This is a genomic window from Microbacterium sp. OVT16B, from assembly GCF_019969705.1.
Classification (GTDB): Bacteria; Actinomycetota; Actinomycetes; order Actinomycetales; family Microbacteriaceae; genus Microbacterium; species Microbacterium natoriense.
The window spans coordinates 273636-296117 of the sequence record NZ_JAHXZA010000001.1 but is presented as its reverse complement, the minus strand read 5'-3'; the positions used below and the strand labels follow the sequence as shown (position 1 = coordinate 296117).

General features: G+C 69.1%; 22 protein-coding genes. 5 read left to right on the top strand and 17 right to left on the bottom strand.

The window, feature by feature from the left end; all coding sequences use genetic code 11:
* The first annotated feature begins 70 nt into the window (after positions 1–70).
* Together LC438_RS01430 and LC438_RS01425 are read left to right on the top strand one after the other, a co-directional pair.
* Positions 71–385 (top strand): DUF2470 domain-containing protein, encoded by a 315-nt coding sequence (locus tag LC438_RS01430; protein ID WP_223585598.1) that lies wholly within the window; start codon positions 71–73, stop codon positions 383–385.
* A 79-nt stretch (positions 386–464) separates the two neighbouring features.
* On the top strand, positions 465–1112 hold the full coding sequence (locus LC438_RS01425; protein WP_223585597.1) for a heme oxygenase (biliverdin-producing): 648 nt from the start codon (positions 465–467) through the stop codon (positions 1110–1112).
* A gap of 47 nt (positions 1113–1159) precedes the next feature.
* On the opposite strand, the gene LC438_RS01420 is transcribed toward LC438_RS01425, so the two are convergent.
* Positions 1160–2554 carry an ATP-dependent RecD-like DNA helicase gene (locus LC438_RS01420; RefSeq protein ID WP_105677497.1) on the bottom strand — a complete coding sequence of 465 codons (1395 nt, stop codon included), beginning with the start codon at positions 2552–2554 and terminating at the stop codon, positions 1160–1162.
* Between the two features lie 112 nt (positions 2555–2666).
* Between LC438_RS01420 and LC438_RS01415 the strand changes: the two genes are divergently transcribed.
* Complete coding sequence (locus LC438_RS01415) at positions 2667–3740, top strand: hypothetical protein (RefSeq protein WP_223585596.1); 1074 nt, start codon at positions 2667–2669, stop codon at positions 3738–3740.
* A 277-nt stretch (positions 3741–4017) separates the two neighbouring features.
* On the opposite strand, the gene LC438_RS01410 is transcribed toward LC438_RS01415, so the two are convergent.
* The 3 genes from LC438_RS01410 to LC438_RS01400 form a co-directional block, all read right to left on the bottom strand.
* The gene (locus LC438_RS01410) at positions 4018–5925 is read right to left on the bottom strand and encodes a cytochrome c oxidase assembly protein (protein WP_223587439.1); all 1908 of its coding nucleotides are present in this window, start codon (positions 5923–5925) and stop codon (positions 4018–4020) included.
* Positions 5926–6133: 208 nt separating this feature from the next.
* Positions 6134–6421 (bottom strand): HU family DNA-binding protein, encoded by a 288-nt coding sequence (locus LC438_RS01405; protein ID WP_050724056.1) that lies wholly within the window; start codon positions 6419–6421, stop codon positions 6134–6136.
* A gap of 216 nt (positions 6422–6637) precedes the next feature.
* Positions 6638–7219 carry a TetR/AcrR family transcriptional regulator gene (locus LC438_RS01400; RefSeq protein WP_105677500.1) on the bottom strand — a complete coding sequence of 194 codons (582 nt, stop codon included), beginning with the start codon at positions 7217–7219 and terminating at the stop codon, positions 6638–6640.
* Positions 7220–7354: 135 nt separating this feature from the next.
* Here LC438_RS01400 and LC438_RS01395 point away from each other — a divergent pair, with 135 nt between their 5' ends.
* Positions 7355–8170, top strand: coding sequence for an alpha/beta hydrolase (locus tag LC438_RS01395; RefSeq protein ID WP_223585595.1), 816 nt, complete (start codon positions 7355–7357; stop codon positions 8168–8170).
* Between the two features lie 342 nt (positions 8171–8512).
* On the opposite strand, the gene LC438_RS01390 is transcribed toward LC438_RS01395, so the two are convergent.
* The 8 genes from LC438_RS01390 to LC438_RS01355 form a co-directional block, all read right to left on the bottom strand.
* Positions 8513–9337, bottom strand: coding sequence for a DUF559 domain-containing protein (locus LC438_RS01390; RefSeq protein ID WP_223585594.1), 825 nt, complete (start codon positions 9335–9337; stop codon positions 8513–8515).
* Between the two features lie 476 nt (positions 9338–9813).
* Positions 9814–10119: a 30S ribosomal protein S14 gene (rpsN, locus tag LC438_RS01385; protein WP_017829734.1), complete on the bottom strand. Its 306-nt coding sequence runs from the start codon at positions 10117–10119 to the stop codon at positions 9814–9816.
* 3 nt (positions 10120–10122) lie between these two features.
* Complete coding sequence (gene rpmG / locus LC438_RS01380; protein ID WP_017203558.1) at positions 10123–10293, bottom strand: 50S ribosomal protein L33; 171 nt, start codon at positions 10291–10293, stop codon at positions 10123–10125.
* A complete protein-coding gene (gene rpmB / locus LC438_RS01375) occupies positions 10293–10529 on the bottom strand; it encodes a 50S ribosomal protein L28 (protein ID WP_017203559.1) in 237 nt (78 codons plus the stop codon). Before rpmB ends, rpmG begins: the two co-directional genes overlap by 1 nt.
* A 340-nt stretch (positions 10530–10869) precedes the next feature.
* A complete protein-coding gene (locus tag LC438_RS01370) occupies positions 10870–12201 on the bottom strand; it encodes an ABC transporter substrate-binding protein (RefSeq protein ID WP_223585593.1) in 1332 nt (443 codons plus the stop codon).
* Between the two features lie 68 nt (positions 12202–12269).
* Positions 12270–13169, bottom strand: coding sequence for a carbohydrate ABC transporter permease (locus LC438_RS01365; protein ID WP_105677433.1), 900 nt, complete (start codon positions 13167–13169; stop codon positions 12270–12272).
* Positions 13166–14080 carry a carbohydrate ABC transporter permease gene (locus LC438_RS01360; RefSeq protein WP_105677432.1) on the bottom strand — a complete coding sequence of 305 codons (915 nt, stop codon included), beginning with the start codon at positions 14078–14080 and terminating at the stop codon, positions 13166–13168. Before LC438_RS01360 ends, LC438_RS01365 begins: the two co-directional genes overlap by 4 nt.
* A complete protein-coding gene (locus tag LC438_RS01355) occupies positions 14077–16086 on the bottom strand; it encodes a beta-galactosidase (protein ID WP_223585592.1) in 2010 nt (669 codons plus the stop codon). The genes LC438_RS01360 and LC438_RS01355 overlap by 4 nt, the downstream gene beginning before the upstream one ends.
* A gap of 140 nt (positions 16087–16226) precedes the next feature.
* On the opposite strand from LC438_RS01355, the gene LC438_RS01350 reads away from it, so the two are divergent.
* The gene (locus LC438_RS01350; protein WP_223585591.1) at positions 16227–17237 is read left to right on the top strand and encodes a LacI family DNA-binding transcriptional regulator; all 1011 of its coding nucleotides are present in this window, start codon (positions 16227–16229) and stop codon (positions 17235–17237) included.
* Here LC438_RS01350 and LC438_RS01345 read toward each other — a convergent pair.
* The 5 genes from LC438_RS01345 to LC438_RS01325 are packed head-to-tail and all read right to left on the bottom strand — an operon-like array spanning position 17177 to position 22309.
* Positions 17177–17899 carry a DNA-3-methyladenine glycosylase gene (locus LC438_RS01345; RefSeq protein WP_223585590.1) on the bottom strand — a complete coding sequence of 241 codons (723 nt, stop codon included), beginning with the start codon at positions 17897–17899 and terminating at the stop codon, positions 17177–17179. The genes LC438_RS01350 and LC438_RS01345 overlap by 61 nt on opposite strands.
* Positions 17899–20097, bottom strand: a complete 2199-nt coding sequence (locus tag LC438_RS01340) for a hypothetical protein (protein ID WP_223585589.1) — start codon at positions 20095–20097, stop codon at positions 17899–17901. The genes LC438_RS01345 and LC438_RS01340 overlap by 1 nt, the downstream gene beginning before the upstream one ends.
* Positions 20087–20851 (bottom strand): TIGR03943 family protein, encoded by a 765-nt coding sequence (locus tag LC438_RS01335; RefSeq protein WP_223585588.1) that lies wholly within the window; start codon positions 20849–20851, stop codon positions 20087–20089. The genes LC438_RS01340 and LC438_RS01335 overlap by 11 nt, the downstream gene beginning before the upstream one ends.
* A complete protein-coding gene (locus LC438_RS01330; RefSeq protein ID WP_223585587.1) occupies positions 20844–21884 on the bottom strand; it encodes a permease in 1041 nt (346 codons plus the stop codon). The genes LC438_RS01335 and LC438_RS01330 overlap by 8 nt, the downstream gene beginning before the upstream one ends.
* A complete protein-coding gene (locus tag LC438_RS01325) occupies positions 21881–22309 on the bottom strand; it encodes a Fur family transcriptional regulator (protein WP_105677287.1) in 429 nt (142 codons plus the stop codon). The genes LC438_RS01330 and LC438_RS01325 overlap by 4 nt, the downstream gene beginning before the upstream one ends.
* Positions 22310–22482: the final 173 nt, after the last annotated feature.

The window sequence follows — 22482 nt, the reverse complement described above, 5'->3', positions numbered from 1 at the left end:
AAGACGTGTTCCCCGAGTCTAGAACGCGGATGCTGAGAACCCGCACTGTACGGGCGTTTAGGGTGGATTCGTGACCTTCGCCTTCGACGCCGACATCGTCTCCGCCGTTCTCCGCCACATGAACGGCGACCACGTGGACGACAACCTGCTCATCGCCCGAGCCTTCGCACCCGAAGGCCAGGACGAGATCACGGATGCCGTCATGACCGGGTTCGACGGCGACGGCGGCCTGTGGTCGGTCACGCGCGACGGCGCGGCATCCGAGCTCCGCGTCCCCTGGCCTGGTGGACCGATCACCGAGCGGCCCGCGGTCCGCCGCGAGGTCGTGGCGCTCTACGATCTCGCCTGCGAGCGGCTCGACGTCGAGCCCCGCCCGCACGCCTGAGGCGGCGTTCGCCCTCACGCCTGAGGCCGCGTTCGCCGTCGACGTGGCGGACGAGTAAGGCAACCCTTACACTGGACGCATGTCCGAGATCCTCTCCTTCTCCGCCGCGCTCCGCGAGCGCTCGTCCGGGTCGCACTCCCAGAGCGAGGGCGCGGGCTTCATGTCCGACCTGCTGAAGGGCGAAGGGTCGCGCGAGGACTACATCTCCCTCGTCGCGCAGCACTACTTCATCTACGAGGCTCTGGAGAGCGCGGGTGAGCGGATGCGTCAGGACCCCATCGCCTCCGTCTTCCTCAGCGACAAGCTCACGCGCCTGCCCGCCCTCGAGGCCGACCTGGAGTTCCTGATCGGCGCCGACTGGCGCGAGCGGATCACGCCGCTGCCGACGACGCAGCGCTACGTCGACCGCATCCGCCAGGTCGGTGCGACGTGGGCCGGCGGCTTCGTCGCCCACCACTACACGCGCTACCTCGGCGACCTGTCGGGCGGCATCTTCATCGGCCGCGTGATGGCCCGCCGTTTCGGGTTCGAGACCAACGGCATCGGCTTCTACCTGTTCGACGACATCGCAGACCCGTCGGCGTTCAAGGACGTCTACCGCGAGCAGCTCGACTCCGCCCCGTGGGACGAGGCCGAGCGCGAGCGCGTGATCGACGAGGTGCTGCTCGCCTACCGCTTCAACACCGAGCTCTTCGAAGACCTCGACAGGGCGCGCGCCGCCGCCTGACGCACCGTTTCGACTCGCTCACTCGCTCAGCGACCGGGGCGGTGCGCTCAGGCTCTCGGCAGCTCCGGCGTCGACCGCGCCTCCCACGCCTCGCGCATGAAGCGCCGCACATCCTCATCGACCCTGATGTCGCGCGGACGCAGGTCCCGCGACAGATACAGCCCCTCGAGGGACGTGAGCCGGCTCAGCGCGACGTAGGTCTGACCCGGCGCGAACGCCCCGGAGCCGAGGTCGATGATCGCCCGGTCGTAGGTCTTGCCCTGCGACTTGTGGATCGTGACCGCCCACGCGAGCCGGAGCGGGAACTGCGTGAACTCGGCCACGACGTCGCGCGTGAGCTTCTTGGTCGTCGGCTCGTACGAGTACCGGAACCGTTCCCAGACGGCGGGTTCGACGTCGACCTCCTCGCCGTCGATCTCGACGCGCACCTTCTCACCGAGGATGCGGATGACGGTGCCGATCGTGCCGTTCACCCACCGCGGCGGCTCTCCCGACATGGCGGTGTCGTTGCGCAGGAACATGACCTGAGCGCCGACCTTGAGCTTCAGTTCCGACTCCGCGGGGAGCGCCGCCTCGCCGCGGCCGAAGTCTCCGCTGACCTCGGCGCGGGCCGTCTGCTCCTTGCCGGGCAGCGCGGCGAGGTGCCGGCTGTTGATGCTGTTCACGATGTCGTTGCGCGTGGCGAGGGTGATCATCGGCACCTCCCCCGGCTCCGGGTCGGGGGGCGTGCGCGCCCCCTGGGCGTTGAGCACTCCGGCGATCTCGGCGGTCACCCGTCCGTAGCGCACGGCGTTCAGCATCGCCTTGAAGCCGTCGTCGGACTGGCGGTGGATCTGCACCAGCTCCCGCACGTGCAGCTCGGCGCGGGTGTCGACCTCGAAGAGCCCCTGCTGGTCGGACGACCCGATGCCGCCGGATCCGCCGGCCCAGACCTTGGCGTCGAAGAACCAGAACGAGCGGTAGTGATCCTGCACGTAGCGGGCCTCGTCGCCGCGCGGGGGCACGGGGGCGAGCTGGTACGGGTCGCCGAACATGACGACCTGCACGCCGCCGAACGGCTCGCCTCGGCGTCCGCGCGCCTGACGCAGGGATCGGTCGATGGCATCCATCAGGTCGGCGTTGACCATCGAAATCTCGTCGATCACGAGCGTCTCGATGGCATTGAGGATGCGGCGCGTGTTGTCGTTCTGGTCGATGTCGGAGTCGCCGATCAGACCGATCGGCAACCGGAACAGCGAGTGGATCGTCTGTCCCTCGACGTTCAGCGCCGCGACTCCGGTGGGCGCGCAGATCGCGATCTGCTTCTTCGTGTTCCATGCGAAGTACTGCAGCAGCGTGGACTTTCCGGTGCCGGCGCGACCGGTGATGAACACGTGCTCGCCGGTGTCCTCGATGAGCTGGAACAGCTCTTGCTGCTCCTCGGACAGGGCGGGTAGGGACACGGCTCACTCACGGCAGAAGAACGGATGCTGGCGCTCACCATGCTACGTGCCCGCGCGCGCCTCACGGCGTCACGCTCGGCGTCGTCTCAGGACGCGCTTCTAGACTGACGGCATGGATCAGGTGGAGACGACGACGCCTCGGCGATCCCGTCTCGGCGTCGACCTGGCGCTGCTGGCCCTGGTCGGCGCGATGCTGCTCGCCGCCATCGGGGCGGGAGCATCCGTGCTCTACACGTCGTACTACGGTCCGTCCGCTTTCGTCGTGCGCTATCTCGATCTCCTCTCCAGCGGTCGGGCGGCCGATGCTCTGCACGTCCCCGGGGTCGCCCTCGATCGCGCGACGCTGGAGAAGTCCGGCATCACCGGCACGCCCTCGGAGGCGATGCTCCGGCCCGCCGCCCTCGCCGCCCTCACCGATGTCGAGGTCGTGTCGGAGAAGCCGGCGGATGACGACGGCACCGCCGTCACGGTGTCGTACCGGGCTGGTGGGCACGAGGGCAAGACGACCTTCCTCGTGACGCAGGACGGGTGGGCCGGAGTCACCCCGAACTGGCGGTTCGCGACGAGTCCCCTGGCCGTCGTCGACCTCACGCTGAGCGGCGCCGACCAGTACGCGGTCAACGGGTTCGAGGTCGACCGTCGGCAGATCTCCGCCGCGGGGGCGGAAGCCCAACCCCTGGATCCGCTGCCGATGCTCGTCTTCACTCCGGGGCTCTACTCGATCACGGTCGACACGGCCATCTCCACCTCGAAGGGCGTGGGCGTGCTCGCCGACTCCCCGCTGGCCACGACCCCCGTCTCCGTGCAGACGACGCCTACCGACGAGTTCATCGGCGTCGTGCAGCAGCGCGTCGAGGAGTTCCTCACCGAGTGCACCACCCAGCAGGTGCTGCAGCCGACCGCATGCCCGTTCGGGCTCGAGGTGCGCAACCGCCTCTCCTCCCTGCCGGTGTGGTCGATCGCGACGCAGCCGAAGATCACCGTCGTGCCCGACGGAGGACAGTGGCAGATCCCGCCGACGGATGCCGTCGCCCACGTCGACGTCGGCATCAAGTCGCTGTTCGACGGGAGCGTGGAGGAGGTCTCCGAAGACGTCCCGTTCCAGGTCAACGGGACCATCACGATCCTCCCCGACGGGTCGGCGTCGATCCGCGTCGGCTCCCCCGGCGAGGTTCCGCAGGAGTGATCCCGCCCCCGGAGGAGTGACCTCCGAGTCCGCGCATCCGCTCGGCACTTCCGCGATTCGCGTCCGGGCGCTCGAGCTCGGGTTCTCGCGCTCGGGGTTCTCGCGCTGGGGTTCTCGTACTCGGGGTTCTCGAGCCCGGGTGCCCAAGCGCGACCCAGCCGTTCGGGAGGAGATATCCCGTTCGGGCTGAGGATCTCAGCCCAAACCTCCTCCCGAACGCGAGTTCTCCTCCCGAACAGGCGATGCCGGCACGCCGACGAGCCTGAAAGCACAGGGTCTAGCGGGCCTCGCGCTCGGCCTGACGCCGGTCCCGGTCGGCGAGGGCGGCGAGCTTGGCGTTGTACTCCTCGAGTTCGGCATCCCCCGTGCGGTCCGCGTGCCGATCGCGCCGTTTCTGCAGCTTGGTGTCGCTGCGGCTCCACTGGATCGCGACCGTGATCGCGAGGATCAGCGTGGGGATCTCGCCGATCGACCAGGCGATGCCGCCGCCGATGTACTGATCCTGCATCGGGTCCGGACCCCAGGCGCGGCCCATCGAACCGAACCAGTCGGCGACGATCAGGCCTTCCTGCATCATCATGGCGATGCCGAAGAACGCGTGCATCGCCATGACGGCGATCAGGGTGATCAGGCGACCGGGGTACGGCAGGCGGTACGGCACCGGATCGGCGCCGATCAGGCTCATCACGAAGAGGTAGCCCGAGATCAGGAAGTGGATCGTCATCCACTCGTGGCCCAGGTGCTCGTACATCGACCAGCGCACCAGATCGGTGAAGTAGAACGCCCACAGCGACAGGATGAAGATCGCCGCCGCGACGAACGGGTGGGTCACGACGCGGGCGAACGGCGAGTGCACGGCCCACATGATCCACTCCCGACCGCCGCGGGTGCCGTCGTCGCGCTTGTGGATCGCGCGCAGCGCCAGCGTGACCGGAGCACCGGCGACGAGCAGCAGGGGGATCGCCATGGACAGCATCATGTGTCCGAGCATGTGCACGCTGAACAGGTACTCCTGATACGCGTTGATCGGCCCGCCGGTGACCCAGACCAGCATCAGCAGACCCAGCACCCAGAACACCGTCCGGTGGATCGGCCAGCGGTCGCCGCGCAGGCGCAGACGACGCACGCCCGCGAGGTAGAAGAAGAGCCCGAACCCGGCGGCCACCAGCCACAGGATGTCGATGTCCCACTGCGTGAACCAGCGGTCGATGGTGAACTCGGGCGGAAGCTCGGAGCCGGTCAGGTTCTGCGCGGGCGTGCGCACGAAGGGCGCCTCGTCTCCCACCGGCGGGGGCGTGCGCGCCAGTGCGGCCGCCGCTCCTGAGGCGAGCCCCATCAGCGCGATCTCGCACATCACGAGCATCCAGAACCAGCCGGCGGCGCGCGGACCCTCGAGCTTGGGGATCAGCCGCACCCGGTACCAGGCGCCGAGCAGGCCCATGGCGCACAGGAGCACGGCCTTGGCGAGCAGGATGCCGCCGTACGGCGTCCACAGCGCGCTCCAGTCGCCGAGCGCGACGATCGACCGGGTGATGCCCGAGACGGCCACGACCGCGAACGCCGCGATCGCGAGGGTCGAGTAGCGCCGCACCAGATCGGCGACGGGAACATCGCCCCGGCCGCGGAGCAGGATGACCAGCAGCAGACCGCCCAGCCACACCGCCGCGCCGACGGTGTGCAGCAGGATCGAGTTCACCGCCATGTTGTGGCCGGCGAGATCGCCGGAGTGCCCCTGGGTCGCGAGCGGGAGGAAGGATGCCGCAGCCAGCAGCGCCGTGATCAGAGTGGCCGTCCACGACCGCCATGCGAAGGCGAGCACCGTGATGACGGAACCGACGATCGTCGTGATCAGCCAGGACTGGCCGAGGGAGGTCTCGAGGAGGAACTTCCCGAGCTGCGCCCCGAACTGCGCATCTGCGCTGAGCTTCGGCGCGAAGGCGTTCATGAATGAGAGGAAGCCGGTAATACCCGCCGTGACCGTGAAGACGGCGGCGCCGATCGAGGAGATGTTCAGCGCCGTGTCGAAGGACTTCTCACCGCTGCGCAGCGCGAAGAGTGCGAGGACGAGGGAGCCGAGCATCGCCGCCGCTGCGACGTTCATGACGAGCTTGACCAACGGGAGCGCCCACCGCACGAACGGCCCCGGGTCACGGATGAGCAGAGGCTCAGCGCCCCCGCCGTACATGAGGGCGATGGTCACCGCGATGACGCCCGCGGCGAGGAGCAGCCCGACTCCGCCGAGACGGTACGCCGACAGTGTCGGGGGCTGCGCGGCGCGGGAAGTCACCCCTCCAGCCTAAGCCGCGCGGCGCGGCATCCCGACCGGCGCGGGGCCCCGACACACGAAGGCCGCCACCCCGAGCGGGGCGGCGGCCTTCGGTGAGGAAGCGGTCTTACTTGACGGCTGCCTTGAGCTTGGAACCAGCGGTCACCTTGACGCGCTTGCCGGCCGGGATCTTGATCTCGGCGCCGGTCTGCGGGTTGCGGCCCGTACGAGCGGCGGTCGCGACCTGCTCGAACGAGATCCAGCCCGGGATCGAGACCTTGCTGCCCTTGGCAACAGCGTCGGAGACCGAGGAGAACAGCGCGTCGAGGACACCCGAGACGGTGGCCTGGCTCTGGCCGGTGGCGGAAGCGATGCTCGCGACGAGCTCGGTCTTGGTGATGGACTTGTCAGCCATGTCATCCTCCAGCGACGAGGATCCCGTCGCATCGTTGTGTGAGTCGGAGCGGATGCTCCTGGTCGAGTGACCGCCTTGAATGTACCAACGACAGCCGACATTTCCGCGTCATTTCGCGGGTTTTGGTCATTTTCAGGGCGTGTCGCGTCACATTTGTCACTTCAGTCACAGATTCGAGGGGCGCAACCGTGCCCCGAACAGTGATGGCCGCGACGCTCAGCGGGCTCGGTGAGCCGCGATGACCGACCGCGCCGTGCGCTCGAACGCCGGATTCACGCGTTCATCGCCGTCGAGGTAGCCACCGACCAGGGCCGCATCGCGCAGCAGGACGAGGGATGCCGCGGCATCCGCCGGGCGCTCCAGCGCCGCCCCCTCCGCCACGCTCTGCAGCGTCGAGCGGAACCACTCCCGATGCTCGGCGATGAGCGCGCGCACCGCGCCGTCGGCATCCGGGTACTCGGCGGCCGCGTTGATGAACGGGCACCCGCGGGTGTGGCGGTCTCGGATGTCGGCGGCGATGCCGGCGATCACCGCCTCGAGCAGCTCGTCGGGGTCGGACACCGCGGCGCCCGCGTCGGCGAACATCCCCCTGAGCAGCTCGTCCTCATTGCGCAGGTAGGCGAGCACGAGGTTCTCCTTGCCGCCGAACTGCTTGTAGAGCGTGGCTCTGGTGACCTGTGCCTCGTCGATGATGCGGTCGACGCCGACCGCGTGGATGCCCTCCTCGTAGAAGAGGTGGGTCGCCGCATCGATAAGTCGGGTGCGGGCGGGGCTCGGGCGCTTCGGAGTGGTGTTCATGATGGTCCTCCCTCATCGTCGCATCCGTCGGGCGACTTCTCGACATCGGGAATAGATTGCAGTAGATAGAACGTTCGGTCTACCATCAGTATAGCCCCCGCAGCAGGCGAGGGGTCCGAACCAGGAGAAGAAGACATGAGCACCACCGAGAAGACGCCGATCGTCCTGATCCACGGCCTATGGATGACGCCGAAGAGCTGGGACACCTGGGCGGAGCGGTTCCGCGCACGGGGACACGAGGTGATCGTCCCCGGGTGGCCCGGCATCGACGATCGCACGGTCGCAGACATCCGACGCGACCCCTCCGCGCTGAAGGGCATCGGACTGAAGAAGATCGTCGACCACTACGAGCGCATCATCCGCGCTCTGCCCGTGAAGCCCATCATCATGGGTCACTCCTTCGGCGGGGTCATCACCCAGATGCTCGCCGACCGTGGCGTCGGGGCCGCCTACGTCGGCGTCGCCCCCGGACAGACGGCAGGCGTCGTCGCGCTCCCCCTCTCCACGCTGTGGACGGGAACCCCGATCCTCTCCAACCCCTTCGGCATCAACGGCGCCAAGCCGCTGTCGAAGCGGCATTTCCACTTCACCTTCGGCAACGACCTCTCGCGTACGGCATCCGACGCCCTGTGGGAGGAGTACGCCGTGAACTCGTACAACCGCGTGTTCTTCGAGGGAGTCGGCTCGGTCTTCAACGAGAAGGGCGGCGTCACCCACGTCGACTACGCCCGCGCCGACCGCGCCCCGCTGCTCGTCATCACCGGCGAGATCGACCACGTCGTGCCGCCGACCATCGGGCGCGCTCTCGTCAAGAAGTACCGCTCATCGGGCAGCCCCGCCGTCGTCGAGTACCGGGAGTACGCGGGACGCACGCACCGACTCGTCAGCCAGGACGGCTGGGAGGAGATCGCCGACGACGCCCTCGACTGGGCCGTGTCGCACGCCGCGTGACGGACGCAGGGCAGGGCAGGGCAGGGCAGGGCAGGGCAGGTCAGGGCAGGGCAGGGCAGGGCAAGGGCAGGGGCAGGGCAGGTTGCCGGGCGGGGTAGGGCAGGCGGGGGCAAGGCAGGCCAGGCTGCCGGGCAGGGCAGGGCAGGTTGCCGGGCAGGGCAGGGCAGGTTGCCGGGGCAGGGCAGGTTGCCGGGGCGCTGCGTGGATCGCCCGACGGGAGGAGATCTCACGTTCGGGCTGAGGATTCTGCCGGATTCCTCAGCCCGAGCGTGAGAACTCCTCCCGTGAGTGCGTTCGGTCTGGCGAGGGAGCACCGCGGGGCATCGCCGCACGGGAGCCCGCTCAGGCCGCGAGGTGCAGGCGCTGACCGATCGCGGCGAGAATCATCCGCTGCACCTCGGCCCAGTGGTTCATGAGCTGGTCGTATCCGATGCGGATGACGTGGTACCCGTGCAGCTTCAGCAGGGCATCGTGAGCGATGTCGCTGGCGCGTTGCGCTCCCACGTGATGACCACCGTCGATCTGGATGACGAGTCGGTCGCCGAGGAGGAAGTCGACTCGATGCCCGAGTATCCACACCTGCGGTGTGATCGGAATGTTCAGCCAGCGCAGTCGCGTGCGGAAGATCGTCTCGGTGCCGGCATCCGCGAACGGCCGGGCGTCGGCGAGCAGGCGCCTCGCTGACGGCGGGAGCGGTGAGCGCTCCAGGATGCCGGGATCGACGACCCGCGCGCGCAGAGCCGACTCCCACGTGGCGAGGGCGCTCTCGTAGGGCTGACAGCGGGAGATGAGGACCAGCGCGTTCTCCATCGAGTCCTCGCAGGTGTCGACGTCGCGGGGAACGAGCGGAACACTCCAGTGGATCACCCCACGCATCGTCTTCACGTGGCCCGCAGTGGGCGGCGCCGCCACGTGCGGCTCGGAGGAGTCGAGGACCCACAGCCCCTTGCGCGCGGCGAGCGTCACGCAGCTGAGCACCACGCCACGACGGGCTGCCGCGACGAGCAGCGGATCGGCATCCCTCATGGCCACCCAGCCGCGTCGCACCGAGACGATGTCGCCGCGCTCACGAGCGCGACGCAGGGCATACGCCGCGACGCCGTCGCGGCGGAGAGTCTCGACACGCGCGACGCCGTCGCGCTTCATGAGTGCGGCGACCGGATCCATCCGTCGATCATGCCCATCTGCGGCATCCGTGCTGGCCTCGCTGGGCGCCGAACCCACGATCTGGGGACAGATGCCGGACTTCCGGCTCTGTGGAGGAAGACTGCGATTCGCACGACGGGAGGAGATCTCACGTTCGGGCTGAGGATTCTGCCGGATTCCTCAGCCCGAGCGTGAGAACTCCTCCCCAGGATGCAGGGGTTCGGCCAGGGCAGGATAGGGGGCGCGGAGGCAAGGATGCAGGAGCAGGGATGCTCGGCGCGGGGGCTGGATGCAGGATGCCGGGCGCCGACACAGGATGCCGGGGCAGGATTCCAGGCGCGGGCGCCGGAGCAGGGACAAGGACAGGGACAGGGACAGGGACAGGGACAGGGACAGGGACAGGATGCCGGGGCAGGATGCCGGGCGCAGACGCCGGGGGGTACGCGAAAGGGGCGGGGATCCGAAGATCCCCGCCCCTTTCGACGGTCTGCTGAGACTTACCAGCTGGACTTGGTCACGCCGGGCAGCTCGCCACGGTGTGCCATGTCACGGAAGCGGACACGCGAGATGCCGAACTTCGTGAGGACACCGCGGGGGCGGCCGTCGATGACGTCGCGCGAACGCACGCGAGCCGGCGACGCGTTGCGCGGCAGCTTCTGCAGGCCGACGCGTGCGGCCTCGCGGGCCTCGTCGGTGGCGTTCGGGTCGACCAGGGTCTTCTTCAGCTCTGCGCGACGCTCTGCGTAACGCTCGACGATGACCTTGCGCTGCTCGTTGCGAGCGATCTTGCTCTTCTTAGCCATTGATCAACGCTCCTCTCGGAATTCGACGTGCTGACGGATGACCGGGTCGTACTTCTTGAGCACGAGGCGGTCGGGGGTGTTGCGGCGGTTCTTCTTGGTGACATAGGTGTAACCCGTGCCAGCGGTCGAACGCAGCTTGATGATCGGACGGACGTCCTGAGCCTTCTTGGCCATTAGAGCTTCACACCCTTCGCCTGGAGGTCCTTGACCACGTTCTCGATGCCGCGGACGTCGATCACCTTGATGCCCTTGGCGGACACGTTGAGCGTGATCTTACGACCGAGCGACGGAACGAAATAGGTCTTCTTCTGCACGTTCGGGTCGAAGCGGCGCTTCGTCCGGCGGTGCGAGTGCGAGACGTTGTGACCGAAGCCGGGAACAGCTCCAGTCACCTGGCACACTGCTGCCATGATGTGACTCCTTCTATACCGTGAGACCGGACGGCCTCACCCAAGATCCCTTGTCTGCGCGCAACCCTCCACCCGCCGATTCCTCGGCCGCAGAAGGGGGATGCACACGAACTGCGCACAGGAGTGTGCGCAGACAAAGAGACAGTTTAGCACGCTCCACGCTCCACGCTCCACGCCCCACGTCCCACGCCCGCGCACGACGCGAGAGGTCAGCAACTGCCGGATACCGAGGGCGCGACCCCGCACTCTGCGACCCCTCACGCGGAAGCCACGCGAAAGTTCGCGCAGCGGGCACGCGAGAGGCCCGCCCGCGAGCGCGCGGACGGGCCTCAGGACAGTGCTACTCCGTGACGGGGATCGACGCCGCCTTCAGGGCGTCGATGGTCTTCTCCTGCCCCTTCTTCAGCGCATCACCCAGCGTGCCGTCACCGGACACGGCGGCCTTGAAACCGTCGGAGACGTCGGCGTAGGTCTGCGTCATGGTCGGGCCCCACGCGAAGTCGGGCGAGACCTGCACGGCGGCATCCGCGAAGATGTCGTAGATCTTCTGACCGCCGTAGAAGTCCACGCCGTCGGCGTAGACGGGCAGCTTCAGGCCCGCCGTGGTGGCGGGGTACAGGTTGGCCGCCTCGGCGAGCGCGGTGATCGCCTCGTCCGAGGTGTTCAGCCACAGTGCGAACTTCGTCGCCTCGTAGAGGTGGTCGCTGCCCTTGAGGACGGCGGTGGACGATCCGCCCCAGTTGCCGGCGGCGCTGTCGCCGGCCTTCCACTGCGGGAGCGGGGCGACGGCCCAGTCGCCCGCGGTGTCGGGGGCTCCGCTGGAGATGGAGTTGGCGCCCCACACGGCGGAGTTCCAGGTCCACACCTGGCCCGAGTTGTACGCGTTGTTCCACTCGTCGGTCCAGGCCGGAACGGTGGCGACCAGGTCGTCGTCGATCATGCCCTGCCAGAAGTCGGCGACCGTGGTGGTGGCGTCATCGGTCAGCGTGACGTCCCAGCCCGCGTCGTCGCTCGAGAACCACTGGGCGCCCGCCTGCCAGGCGAAGCCCGCGAACTGGTTGATGTCGGACTGCGAGAAGTTGGTGATGTATCCGCCCAGAGCGCGGATCTGCTCGGCGGCGGTGCGGTACTCGTCCCAGGTGGTCGGGATCGCGATGCCGTTCTGCTCGAACAGGTCGGCGCGGTAGAACAGCGCCATGGGGCCGGTGTCCTGCGGCACGCCGTAGATGCCGTCGGTGCCGAGCGTCACCTGTCCCCACGCCCAGTCGACGAAGTCGCCCTCCGCCGCCACGACGTCCTTGCACGCGCTGAGGTCCTCGACGCCGTCCTGCACCAGGAAGTTCGGCAGGGCATCGTACTCGATCTGGCCGAGGTCTGGTGCGTCTCCCGCCTTGATCTGGTTGAAGAAGTTCTGGTACGTGCCGCCGTTGCCGTTGGGGCCGGTCTGCACCTTCACCTGGATGTCAGGGTTCTCCTTGTTCCAGATGGCGACGACGTCTTCCATCCCGGGGACCCAGGTCGTGAACTCCAGGGTCACGTCTCCGCCTGCGGGCGTGCACGACGCGGCGCCGTCGCCGCTCGAGGTTCCGTCTCCGCCGCCTGCGGAGCAGCCGGTGAGCGCGAACGCCGCGATCGTGACGACGGCGGCCGCCTTCTTCTTCGAATGCTGCATTTCTTGTCCTTTCGTGAATGCGAGGGTGGTGGTGCGATGCCGGTCGGCGGGTCCGCCCGGCATCCTGCTCACTTGAGCGCGCCGGCCCCGAGGCCGTTGCGCCAGAAGCGCTGGAGCAGGAGGAATGCGACGATGAGCGGGATGACCGAGAGCAGCGCTCCGACGAGCACGAGGCTGCGCAGCTCGGGGATCTGGCTCAGCTGGGTGTTCCAGTTGTAGAGCCCGTAGGTGACGGGGAAGAGCTCTTCACTGCGCAGCATGATCATCGGCAGGAAGAAGTTGTTCCAGATGCCGACGAACTGGAACAGGAACATCGTCACCAGCGCGGGGGTCATCAGGCGGATGCTGACGGTGAAGAACGTGCGGATCTCGCCCGCGCCGTCCAGCCGGCTGGCCTCGAGCAGCTCGTCGGGCACCGACTGCGCCGCGAAGATCCTGGCGAGGTACACCCCGAACGGGCTCACGATCGAGGGCAGGAAGACCGCCCAGAACGTGTTGGTGAGCTGCACCTGGCTGAACAGCAGGAACAGCGGCAGCGCGAGCGCGGTGGCGGGCACGAGCACCCCGCCGAGCACGATGTTGAACAGCGTGTCACGGCCGGGGAACCGGTACTTGGCGAGCGCGTACCCCGCCATGGCCGCGAGCAGCGTCGCGATGGCGCCGCCCAGAGCCGCGTACAGGATCGAGTTCCACAGCCACTTCAGGTAGATGCCGTCGTTGTACGCGAACACGGCCCCGATGTTGTCGAACAGTCGGAAGTCCGCGAACCACAGCGGAGCCGTGGTGAGGATGTCGCCGGTGTCCTTGCTCGACGCGACCAGCAGCCACCACAGCGGCATCAGGAAGTAGAGCGTGAAGACGACCATGATCAGCATGGCCCCGGCGCGCGAGATCCCCGACTCCCTGATCGGCGACTTCCCGGATGAGGCCTTCACTCCGCCCGGAGCGACGATCGATGCGGTGCTCATGCGTTGTCCTCCTTGCGCTGCATGTACTTCATGAACCCGAAGGAGAGCACGAAGGTCGTCACCGCGAGCACGACCGAGAAGGCCGCGGCGAGGTTGGTGTTCGGGATGGATGCCGTGGCGTACACGGTCATGTTCGGGGTGAACGTGCTGGTCACCGCCGAGCTGAACGAGCGGAACACCTGGGGCTCGGCGAGCAGCTGCAGCGTGCCGATGATCGAGAAGATCGCGGTCATCACGATCGCCGGCCGCACGAGCGGGATCTTGATCGACCAGGCGACGCGCCACTGGCCGGCGCCGTCGAGCCTGGCCGCTTCGTACAGCTCCTGCGGGATCGCGAGCAGCGCCGAGTAGATGATCAGCATGTTGTAGCCGACGAACACCCAGGTGACGATGTTGGCGATCGACCACAGCACGAGGTCGGCGCCGAGGAAGTCGATGTTCTTCGTCAGGGCCGTGAAGGGCGAGAGGTTCGGTGAGAACAGCGACCCCCACACGATCGCGGCGATCACACCGGGGACCGCGTACGGCACGAAGAAGGCGAGGCGGAAGAACCGCCGCCCCTTGACCAGCGGGGAGTCGAGCAGGAGCGCGAACAGCAGCGCCAGGCCCAGCATGACCGGCACCTGCACGACGCCGAACATCAGCATGCGCCCCATGGACGCCCAGAACGCCTCATCCTGGAAGACCAGCGCGTACTGGGCGAGACCGCCGAACACCTGCTCGGCCTTGCCGAAGGTGCCGTCGCGCTTCACGACCAGCAGCGACTGCCAGAACGCGTACACGATCGGCACGATGTAGAACAGCGTGAACAGGATGCCGAAGGGCACCAGCAGCATCGCGATCGCGCGCTTGTGCGGTATCCGGCGTCGGCGCATCTGCGCGCCGACCGGTGACGCGAGCGTCGTCGTCATGCGTCCTCCTTGATGATGCGGACCGCCCCGGCGGGGACGGTTCCGGTGGTGGGAGCGCCGGTGACGAGGTCGCGGCCGGTGGCCGTGATCTCGATGTCGCTGACGCCGTGGTTGATGATGAACAGGTAGCTGCCGGACTCCCCCGCGCGGCGGACGATCTCGACGTCGCGGCCGGCTCCGGGCTGCGGCGCGACGTCGGCCGATGCCGCGATGTCGGCGATCAGTCGTCGATAGTCGTCGCGGCTCGGCTGACTCGCGAGGTACCACGCCTCGCCGCCGCCGTGCCGACGGCGCGTGATCGCGGGACCGCCGGCGGCCGGACCGTCGACGTAGGACGCGACGATCTCGGCACCCGTCGTCGTGAGGCGCTCGCTCCACGTCGATGCCGTCGTGCCGTCGGTGAGGGCGACGGTCTGTCCGGGGAGCAGCGGCGCGAACTCCTCGGAGCGGATGCCGAGGAGTTCACGGAACGCCCCGGGGTAACCGCCCGTGCGCACCCTGTCCTCCTCGTCGACGATGCCGCTGAAGAACGTGATCACGGCCGTGGCGCCGTTCTCGACGGCGCGGGCGATGGCCGCGGCATCCGCATCGCTGATCAGGTGCAGCGCCGGGACGATGAGGAGGCGGTAGCGGTCGAGAGCGCCGCCGGGGCGCACGACGTCTGCGGTGATCCCCGCATCGGCCAGCGCGGCGTGCGCGGCGTGCACCTGCTGCAGGTACTCGAGCCCCTCGCTGGGGCGCCCCTCGCCCTCCGCCGCCCACCAGCTCTCCCAGGAGAACAGCAGGGCGGCGTCCGCGACGACCTCGGTGCCGGCGAGTTCCCCGAGCCGGTCGAGGATGCCGCCGAGCTCGACGGACTCCCGCCACTGCGCGGAGTCTTCACCCGCGTGCGGGAGGAGCGCCGAGTGGTACTTCTCGGCGCCCTGTGTCGACGCCCGCCACTGGAAGAAGCAGATGCCGTCGGCTCCTCGGGCGATGTGGGCGACGACGTTGCGTCGCAGCTCTCCCGGGGCCTTCGCGAGGTTGTAGGGCTGCCAGTTCACGGCGCCCGTCGAGGTCTCCATGAGGAGCCAGGGCGCACCGCCCGCGAGTCCGCGCGTGAGATCGGCGGCGAAGGACAGCTCGCCGCGGGCGTCGTCGAGACGACGGTCGAGGTAGTGGTCGTTGGCGATCAGGTCCATGTCGGACGCCCACGTCCAGTAGTCGAGGTTGCGGATGTGGGCGGTGACCATGAAGTTCGTCGTGACCGGTCGGTCGCTCCGCGCACGCAGGATCTCGGCTTCGGCGCGGTAGAGCGCGAGCTGCTCGTCGGAGCTGAACCGCTGGAAATCGAGGACCTGGCCGGGGTTGCGCAGCGACAGCGCCTGTGCGGGAGGCCGCACCTCGTCGAAGGCGCCGTAGCGCTGGCTCCAGAACGTCGTGCCCCATGCCCGGTTGAGCGCGTCGATGTCGGCGTAGCGTGCACGGAGCCACCCGCGGAACGCCTCGGCGCTGGCGTCGCAGTAACAGAGGGCGTTGTGGCATCCGAGCTCGTTCGAGACGTGCCAGAGCGCGACGGCGGGGTGGTCTCCGTAGCGATCCGCGACGCGGGTCACGAGTTCGGCGGCGTACGCGCGGAACACCGGGGAGCTGGGGCAGTACGCCTGACGTCCGCCGGGATGGAAGACGGTGCCGTCCTCGCCGACCGGCAGGATCTCGGGATGCCGGGCGGTGAGCCAGGGCGCCGGGGATGCCGTGCCGGTGCCGAGGTTGACGCGGATGCCGCCCTCGTGCAGGAGTCCGATGATCTCATCGAGCGCGGCGAAGTCCCACACCCCCTTCGCGGGGTTGATCGACGACCAGCCGAAGATGTTGATCGCGACGAGGCCGATCCCCGCCTCCTGCATCAGACGCACGTCCTCGGGCCAGACGCTGCGGTCCCACTGCTCCGGGTTGTAGTCGCACCCGAAGACGAGTCCGCGCCCCTCGGTGAGCGAGGAGATGCGGGTGGACACGGCGGCGGCCATTCGGTGACGCTCCTTTGCGAGAGATGTGTGCACGTGCACAGATCCAACCGAAGAGAAAGAGGATCAGATTTCTGTGAACGTGCACACATAGTCGCAGGTGTCGGCGGATCACGTCAAGTCCTGATCGATAGGCTGTGCACATGACCTCGTCCGGACGCCGTCGCAGCACCGTGCACGACGTGGCGCGCGTCGCCGGCGTCTCGCGCGGAACGGTCAGTCGCGTGCTCAACGGCGGCTACGTGTCCGACGCCGCGCGCAGCGCCATCGAAGACGCGATCCGCGAGGTCGGGTACGTGCCGAACACCGCCGCGCGCAACCTCGTGCGGCAGCGCACGCAGGCCGTCGCGTTCATCGTGCACGAGCCCCACGCGCTCTTCCTCGAGGACCCGAACATCGGGGCGATCATGCTCGGGGCGAACGAGACGCTCTCCGAGGCCGACTACCAGATGGTGTGCCTCGTGGTCGACTCCGTGCGCGACACCGAACGCGTCGCGCGCTACCTCAACGGCGGCTTCGTCGACGGCGCCGTCATCGTCTCGGCGCGCACGCAGGACCCGATCACGAAGGCCGTGATGCGCCTCGATCTGCCCGTGGCCTACGTCGGCCATCCGCCCGACGTCGACGCCGCCTGGGTCGGCATCGACAACCGCGGAGCCGCACGCACGATCACCTCCCGGCTCGTGGCGACCGGCAGGAAGCGCGTCGGCATGATCGCCGCCGCTCTCGACAGGGACTCGGGCACCGACCGCCTCGCCGGCTTCACCGATGCGCTCGGCGACGCCTTCGACCAGAACCTCGTCGAAGAGGTGCCGCTGTACTCCTACGCCGACGGGGCATCCGCCATGACGCGCCTGCTCGAGCGCGCTCCCGACGTCGACGGGGTGTTCGCGGCCTCAGACGCGGTGGCCGCCGGCGCCATGTGGGCCCTCCGCGAAGCGGGGCGACGCGTGCCGGAGGACGTCGGGGTCGTCGGCTTCGACAACAGCACGTGGGCGACCCGCACGACGCCGCCGCTGTCGACGGTGGACCAGCCGGCCGAGGGGCTGGGGGCGGCAGCCGCGGCATCCGTCCTCTCCCAGCTGGGAGACGATCAGCGTCCGCGGGAGGGCATCCTGCTCGACGCGCCCGTGGTCTGGCGCACCTCCGCCTGAGCGTCCCTCGCGCCTCTCCCCCACCGGAACGCCGAGACCGTCGGGTCGCCGGCGATCCAGAACCGCCAGGGGAAGGCATCCGTTCCCGCCGCTCCGGCGACGCCGACCCGCGGCCCCGACGCGACGTCGGCCACCGGCGTCTCCGCCAGCCACAGCTGCGCCCTCGCCCCGTGCCATCCGTCGCCGGAGACCGCATCGATGCCGTCGTGCAGCGGATGCCGCAGACCCGACGCCTGCCCGAACCGCCCAGGCCCCTTCGCCAGATCCCGCAGTGCGAGCGGCGTCAGCGGAAGGTTCGCACCGCGACGGAGGGCCGCGGCATCCGCGCCTCCCGTGACCTCGCCGGCGCGCAGCAGGATCCCGCCCGCCTGCCCCTCCGGCCCTGCGACCACATTCACGCAGGAGTGGATGCCGTGGCTCAGGTACACGTACAGATGACCCGGCTCTCCCCACATCGTCGCGTTGCGGGCCGTGCGGCCCATGCGGGCGTGCGAGCCGGGATCGGGGATCTCGCCCGTGCCGTGCCCGTGGTACGCCTCGACCTCGGTGAGACGCAGACGCACCTCGTCCTCGCCGACGACCGTGCGCAGCTCGGCGCCGAGCAGACGCGGGGCGACCTCGAGCGGCAGACCGCTCAGATCGTCCCGGGTCGCACGGCGCATCAGTAGTGCGGGGCGGTCGCGCACCACGAGGCGTCGAAGCCGGTCAGAGCGACCAGCTCCTTGCCCGTGCGGAGGTCGAACAGGTGCGTCTGGACTGTCTGCGGAAGCGGCAGCAGCATCTGATCGTAGGGGTTGTCCGCGAGGTTCGGGGCGATCGCGACGGCGGCGTACTGGCCGCTCGGCGAGGCGCACGCCTGCAGGATCGAATCACTCGGCCCGACCTCGGCGATCTTCACGGCCTTGCCGTCGTCGCCGACCCTGACGATCGCCTGCCCGTTCGGCATCCCCGTCTCGTCGAGGGATGCCACGTGGCGCAGCGTGCCGCCGGGGAACGGCGTGATCGTGCTCGCCGTGCCGTAGTCGGGGTCGGATGCCGCGAGCGGCTGCTCCGTTCCGTCGGCGAGGTTCAGATCCACGACCGAGCCGTCGAGGCGCTCGATGACGGCCGTGTACGTGCCCCGGGAGACGCCCTGGATGTCGGTCGCGAGACCCAGGGACTGCACCCCCGAATCCGCGGAGTGGTCGATGAGCGAGAGCGCACCGTCGAAGTCGATGAACAGCATCGCGGCGGAGTCGGGCACGAACTGCCAGACGAGGATGTTCGCCTCCTTGTCGCCGACCTTGACGATCGTCGGATCCCCGCCGGAGAGGGGCTGCGTGACCAGGACGCTCGCACGCCCCTCGGTGTCGCTGAGCTCCTGGTCGGAGTAGGTGTAGCCGACGAGCCCGCCGCGGTCCGACACCTGGATGGAGCCGATGTACCCGACGCCGGGGAGCTTCAGCTCGTGCTTGTTCGAGCCGTCGCGGTTCATCACGTACAGCTTCGAGACCTCGTCCTCCTCGACGGAGACGACGAGGAGGTTCGAGGTGGCGCGGAAGTCGTTGATCTTGTCGTCAGAGAACACCGGAACGGCCTTCTCCCCGGTGAGATCCGTGCGGAAGATCGTGTCTTTCTTCTTCGCGTCGCGCTTGAGCAGGAAGATCGAGGATGCCGGCGTCGTGAAGCTCTTCGTGAGCGTGGTCGTCGGCCCGCCGCCGGCGCCGGTGACCCCGGCGACCGTGATCGTGTACTTCGTGGAGTCGTCGAGCGGAACCGTGAAGCGGACGCCGATGCCGCGGCCCGAGGCATCGACCGTGAACGGCACGGCGGGCTTCACGGTGACCTGGGAGTCGTCGATAGGAGCGAGGGACTGGTTCGCGGTGAGGATCACGCGGCTGCCGCTCGACTCGATCGCGTGCATCGGGTCGACCTGCGTCGCGGTGATGCGCGGTCCCTGCGTCAGGCTCACGGCGCCGAGCCCGGCTCCGACCAGCACGAGGATGCCGAGCACGGATGCCAGTGCCAGCGCGAAGCGCCGCGAGGCGCCGGACTTCTCGGACGTCGGGGCGGACTCTCCGGTCGTTGTGCGAGCGGAGGCGCTGGTCGCTGACGAGGACTCCCCGGTCGTTGTGCGAGCGGAGCGAGACGAAACGCCCGCAGTCGTGCGCGCGGCCTCGGCCGGGGCGTCATCCGACGTCGATGCCGGAGACGGGCGTGTCGTCTCGTCGCTGCGCTCCCCGCTCAACGACCGGGTGGCAGAGTCGGTGTCGGTCGACCGGGTGGCAGAGTCGGTCGCGGACCGTGAGGCGAACTCGGTCGAGGAGCGGGCGAACGGGTCGATCGCGGAAGAACCGGTCGTCGAGCGAGCGGAGCGAGACGACACGTCTGCAGGTCGATTCGCGGCTTCGGTCGCTGCGGCCGCTGCGGCGGCTGCCTCGACCATCGCCGCCCGCATCGCCGCCTCGCGTTCGTCTGCGGGCTCGAAGCGCGAGCGGGATGCCGGAGCATCCGGGGTGGACTCACGGGTCGACGCAGCGGGGGCGGGCTTCTCGGGGGCGGGCTCAGCGGCATCCGCGGCACCGCCTGCGAGGGCACTGGGCTCCGAGGGAGCCGCTGCAGACGCGCGCGCGGTCAGCGCCTCACCGGCACCACGGGCGCCCGCCTCAGCGGACGGCACCGCGGAAGGCGCGACCGACGGCGCGTCAGCCGACGGCGCGTCAGCGGATGACGAGCCCGCGGTGGGGTTCGGGTCGACGGCATCCGCGCCCGACGTATCAGCGGCAGCGGCAGCGGCAGCGGCAGCCTCTCGCGCCGCGCGCATCTCGGCGCGCGTGCGCGGCACCGCAGGGGCGTCCGGCCGCTCGTCGTCAGTACTCATACGGATCCCCCGGCTCGTCGATCGCCTCGACCGAGGTGGGCTCGACGTGCAGTGCGCCGTCGGCATCCGCCTTGACGGCTCCGGTGACCTTGACCCACTGACCGGTCTTGAACTCGCCGGCGGTGATCGTGACAGGGACGTTCGCGGGCTGTGCGTCGATCACGCAGTGCGTGATCACGAGCCGGGTGAGGTTCACGCCCTTGCTGCCCTGCGGGGTGATGAAGCCGGTGAGGGTCACGGTCGTGCCGTCGAAGGCGGAGGTGTTGGTAGAGGTCGCGAAGACGCTGGCCCAGTCGCCGACCCCGAACTTCGTGGTGTCGGCGACGCCGAGCGTGACGTCGTCGGCCCCGGCGAACAGCGCGGAGGACTCGCCCGCGCGCGACATGGCGAGCTCGACCGAGAGCGAGGCGGGGGGCAGCACGAGCGCCGCGACGACGACGCCGGAGGCGATCACGCCTCCCGTCACCGTGGCCGTGGCCGCCAGAGCGCCGGGGCTCGCGTGCTCGTGGCCGTGATCGTGCCCCTCCTCCTCGCCGAGCGGCAGGGTGCACGACCAGATCGCGCCGATCAGGGTCACGACGGCGGCGGCACACGCGAACCAGACCGACTCCGGGCTGATGTAGAGCGTGAGTCGACCGGTGACGCCGAGCCCGAGGGTCACGACGGCGAGCACGGTCGCGAGGCCGATGCCCAGCCACCGGGAGCCCAGCGAACGGGCACGGGACGGTGCGTGAGTGTGCGCGGACTCAGACAAAGACGTTCACCCCGATCCCGATCGCGAAGGCGGCGAGCACCACGACGCCGACGATGCCGGCCAGGGTGCGGGTGGTGAACGTGGTGCGCATGAGCGCGAGCATCTTCACGTCGACCAGAGGACCGACCAGCAGGAACGCCACGAGGGCGCCGGCCGAGAACGTCGAGGCGAACGACAGCGCGAAGAAGGCGTCGACATTGGAGCAGATCGCGACCGTCATGGCCAGGGCCATCATCGCCACGATCGACAGCACCGGATTCGCGCCGATCGCGAGCAGCACGTCGCGCGGCACCAGCACCTGCACGGCCCCGGCGAGCGCGGATCCGATCACGAGCGCCGGCATCACGGCGCGCAACTCGACGAGGAACTGCGTGAGACTGCGGCGCACGGGCGTGCCGGGCTCGTGCGCGACGCGCTCACAGGTGTCGACGAAGCGCTGGGTGAGCAGGGCGTCGGGAGAGGGATGCCGGCTGTAGATCCAGCCGATCAGGTTCGCGATCAGGTAGCCGCCGACGAGACGGGCGACGAGGATGCCGTCGTCGAAGCCGAAGGCCGCGTGCGTCGTGAGGATCACGATCGGGTTCACGATCGGCGCCGCGATCAAGAAGGTGAGCGCCTCGGCGGGGGCGAGACCGCGCATCATGAGACCGCGGGCGAAGGGCACGTTGCCGCACTCGCACACCGGGATCAGCATCCCCAGCAGCGACAGCACGGCCCGTCGAGCCCACGCCCCCTTCGGCAGCCAGCGGTGGATGACGTCGGCGGGCAGCCACACCTGCACGACGATCGACAGCAGCACGCCGAGCACCACGAACGGCAGCGCCTCGATGAGGACGCTCATCGCGAGGGTCAGGCCGTCCTGCGCGCGATGCGGCAGGGATGCCGTGTACAGCGTCGGCACGAAGCGGTCGACCAGGAACAGCGCGGCGACGATCGCGGCGCCCAGGCCCACGCCGATCCACGGAGAGCGCGGCGGGCGTGCCGAGCGGTGCGCGTGCGGAGCGGGCGGCGCCGCGGTGGCGGAGCTGCTCACGCGCTCGCTTCCTCGAGGTCGGTTCGAGCCGCGGCGGCCTTCTTCGAGCACGGGGTGCAGAGTCCGAAGATGTCGACGACGTGCGCGGCATCCGTGAATCCGTGCAGGGCGGCGGTGCGATGCGCCCACTGCTCGACGTCTTTGGCCTCGATCTCCACGGTCAGACCGCAGGATCGGCAGATCAGGTGATGGTGGTGCCCCTGGGTGGTGCAGGCGCGGTACAGCGCCTCCCCTTCGGGGCTCTGCAGCGAGTCGGCGTCGCCGGATGCCGCGAGTCCGGCGAGCGCGCGGTACACCGTCGCGAGGCCGATGCCGGTGTTGTCGTCGCGGAGGCTCGCGTGCAGGCTCTGCGCGCTCACGAATCCGCGGGCGTCGGCGAGCGCTTCGCGCACGCGTTCGCGCTGCCAGGTGTTCCGCTGAGCCATAAGGAGAGTCTAATCGCCGGTGTTCTCCCCGGCCTGGGAACCGTCACCCGCCCTCCCGTCGCCCCCGTCGACTTCCCGTGAAGTCGACGAGTGCACCGGATCTTCACGTCGACAAGCCGTGCACTCGGCGAGAACCCGTGCGCTCGACGGCAGGCGAGAGGATGCCGGGACGG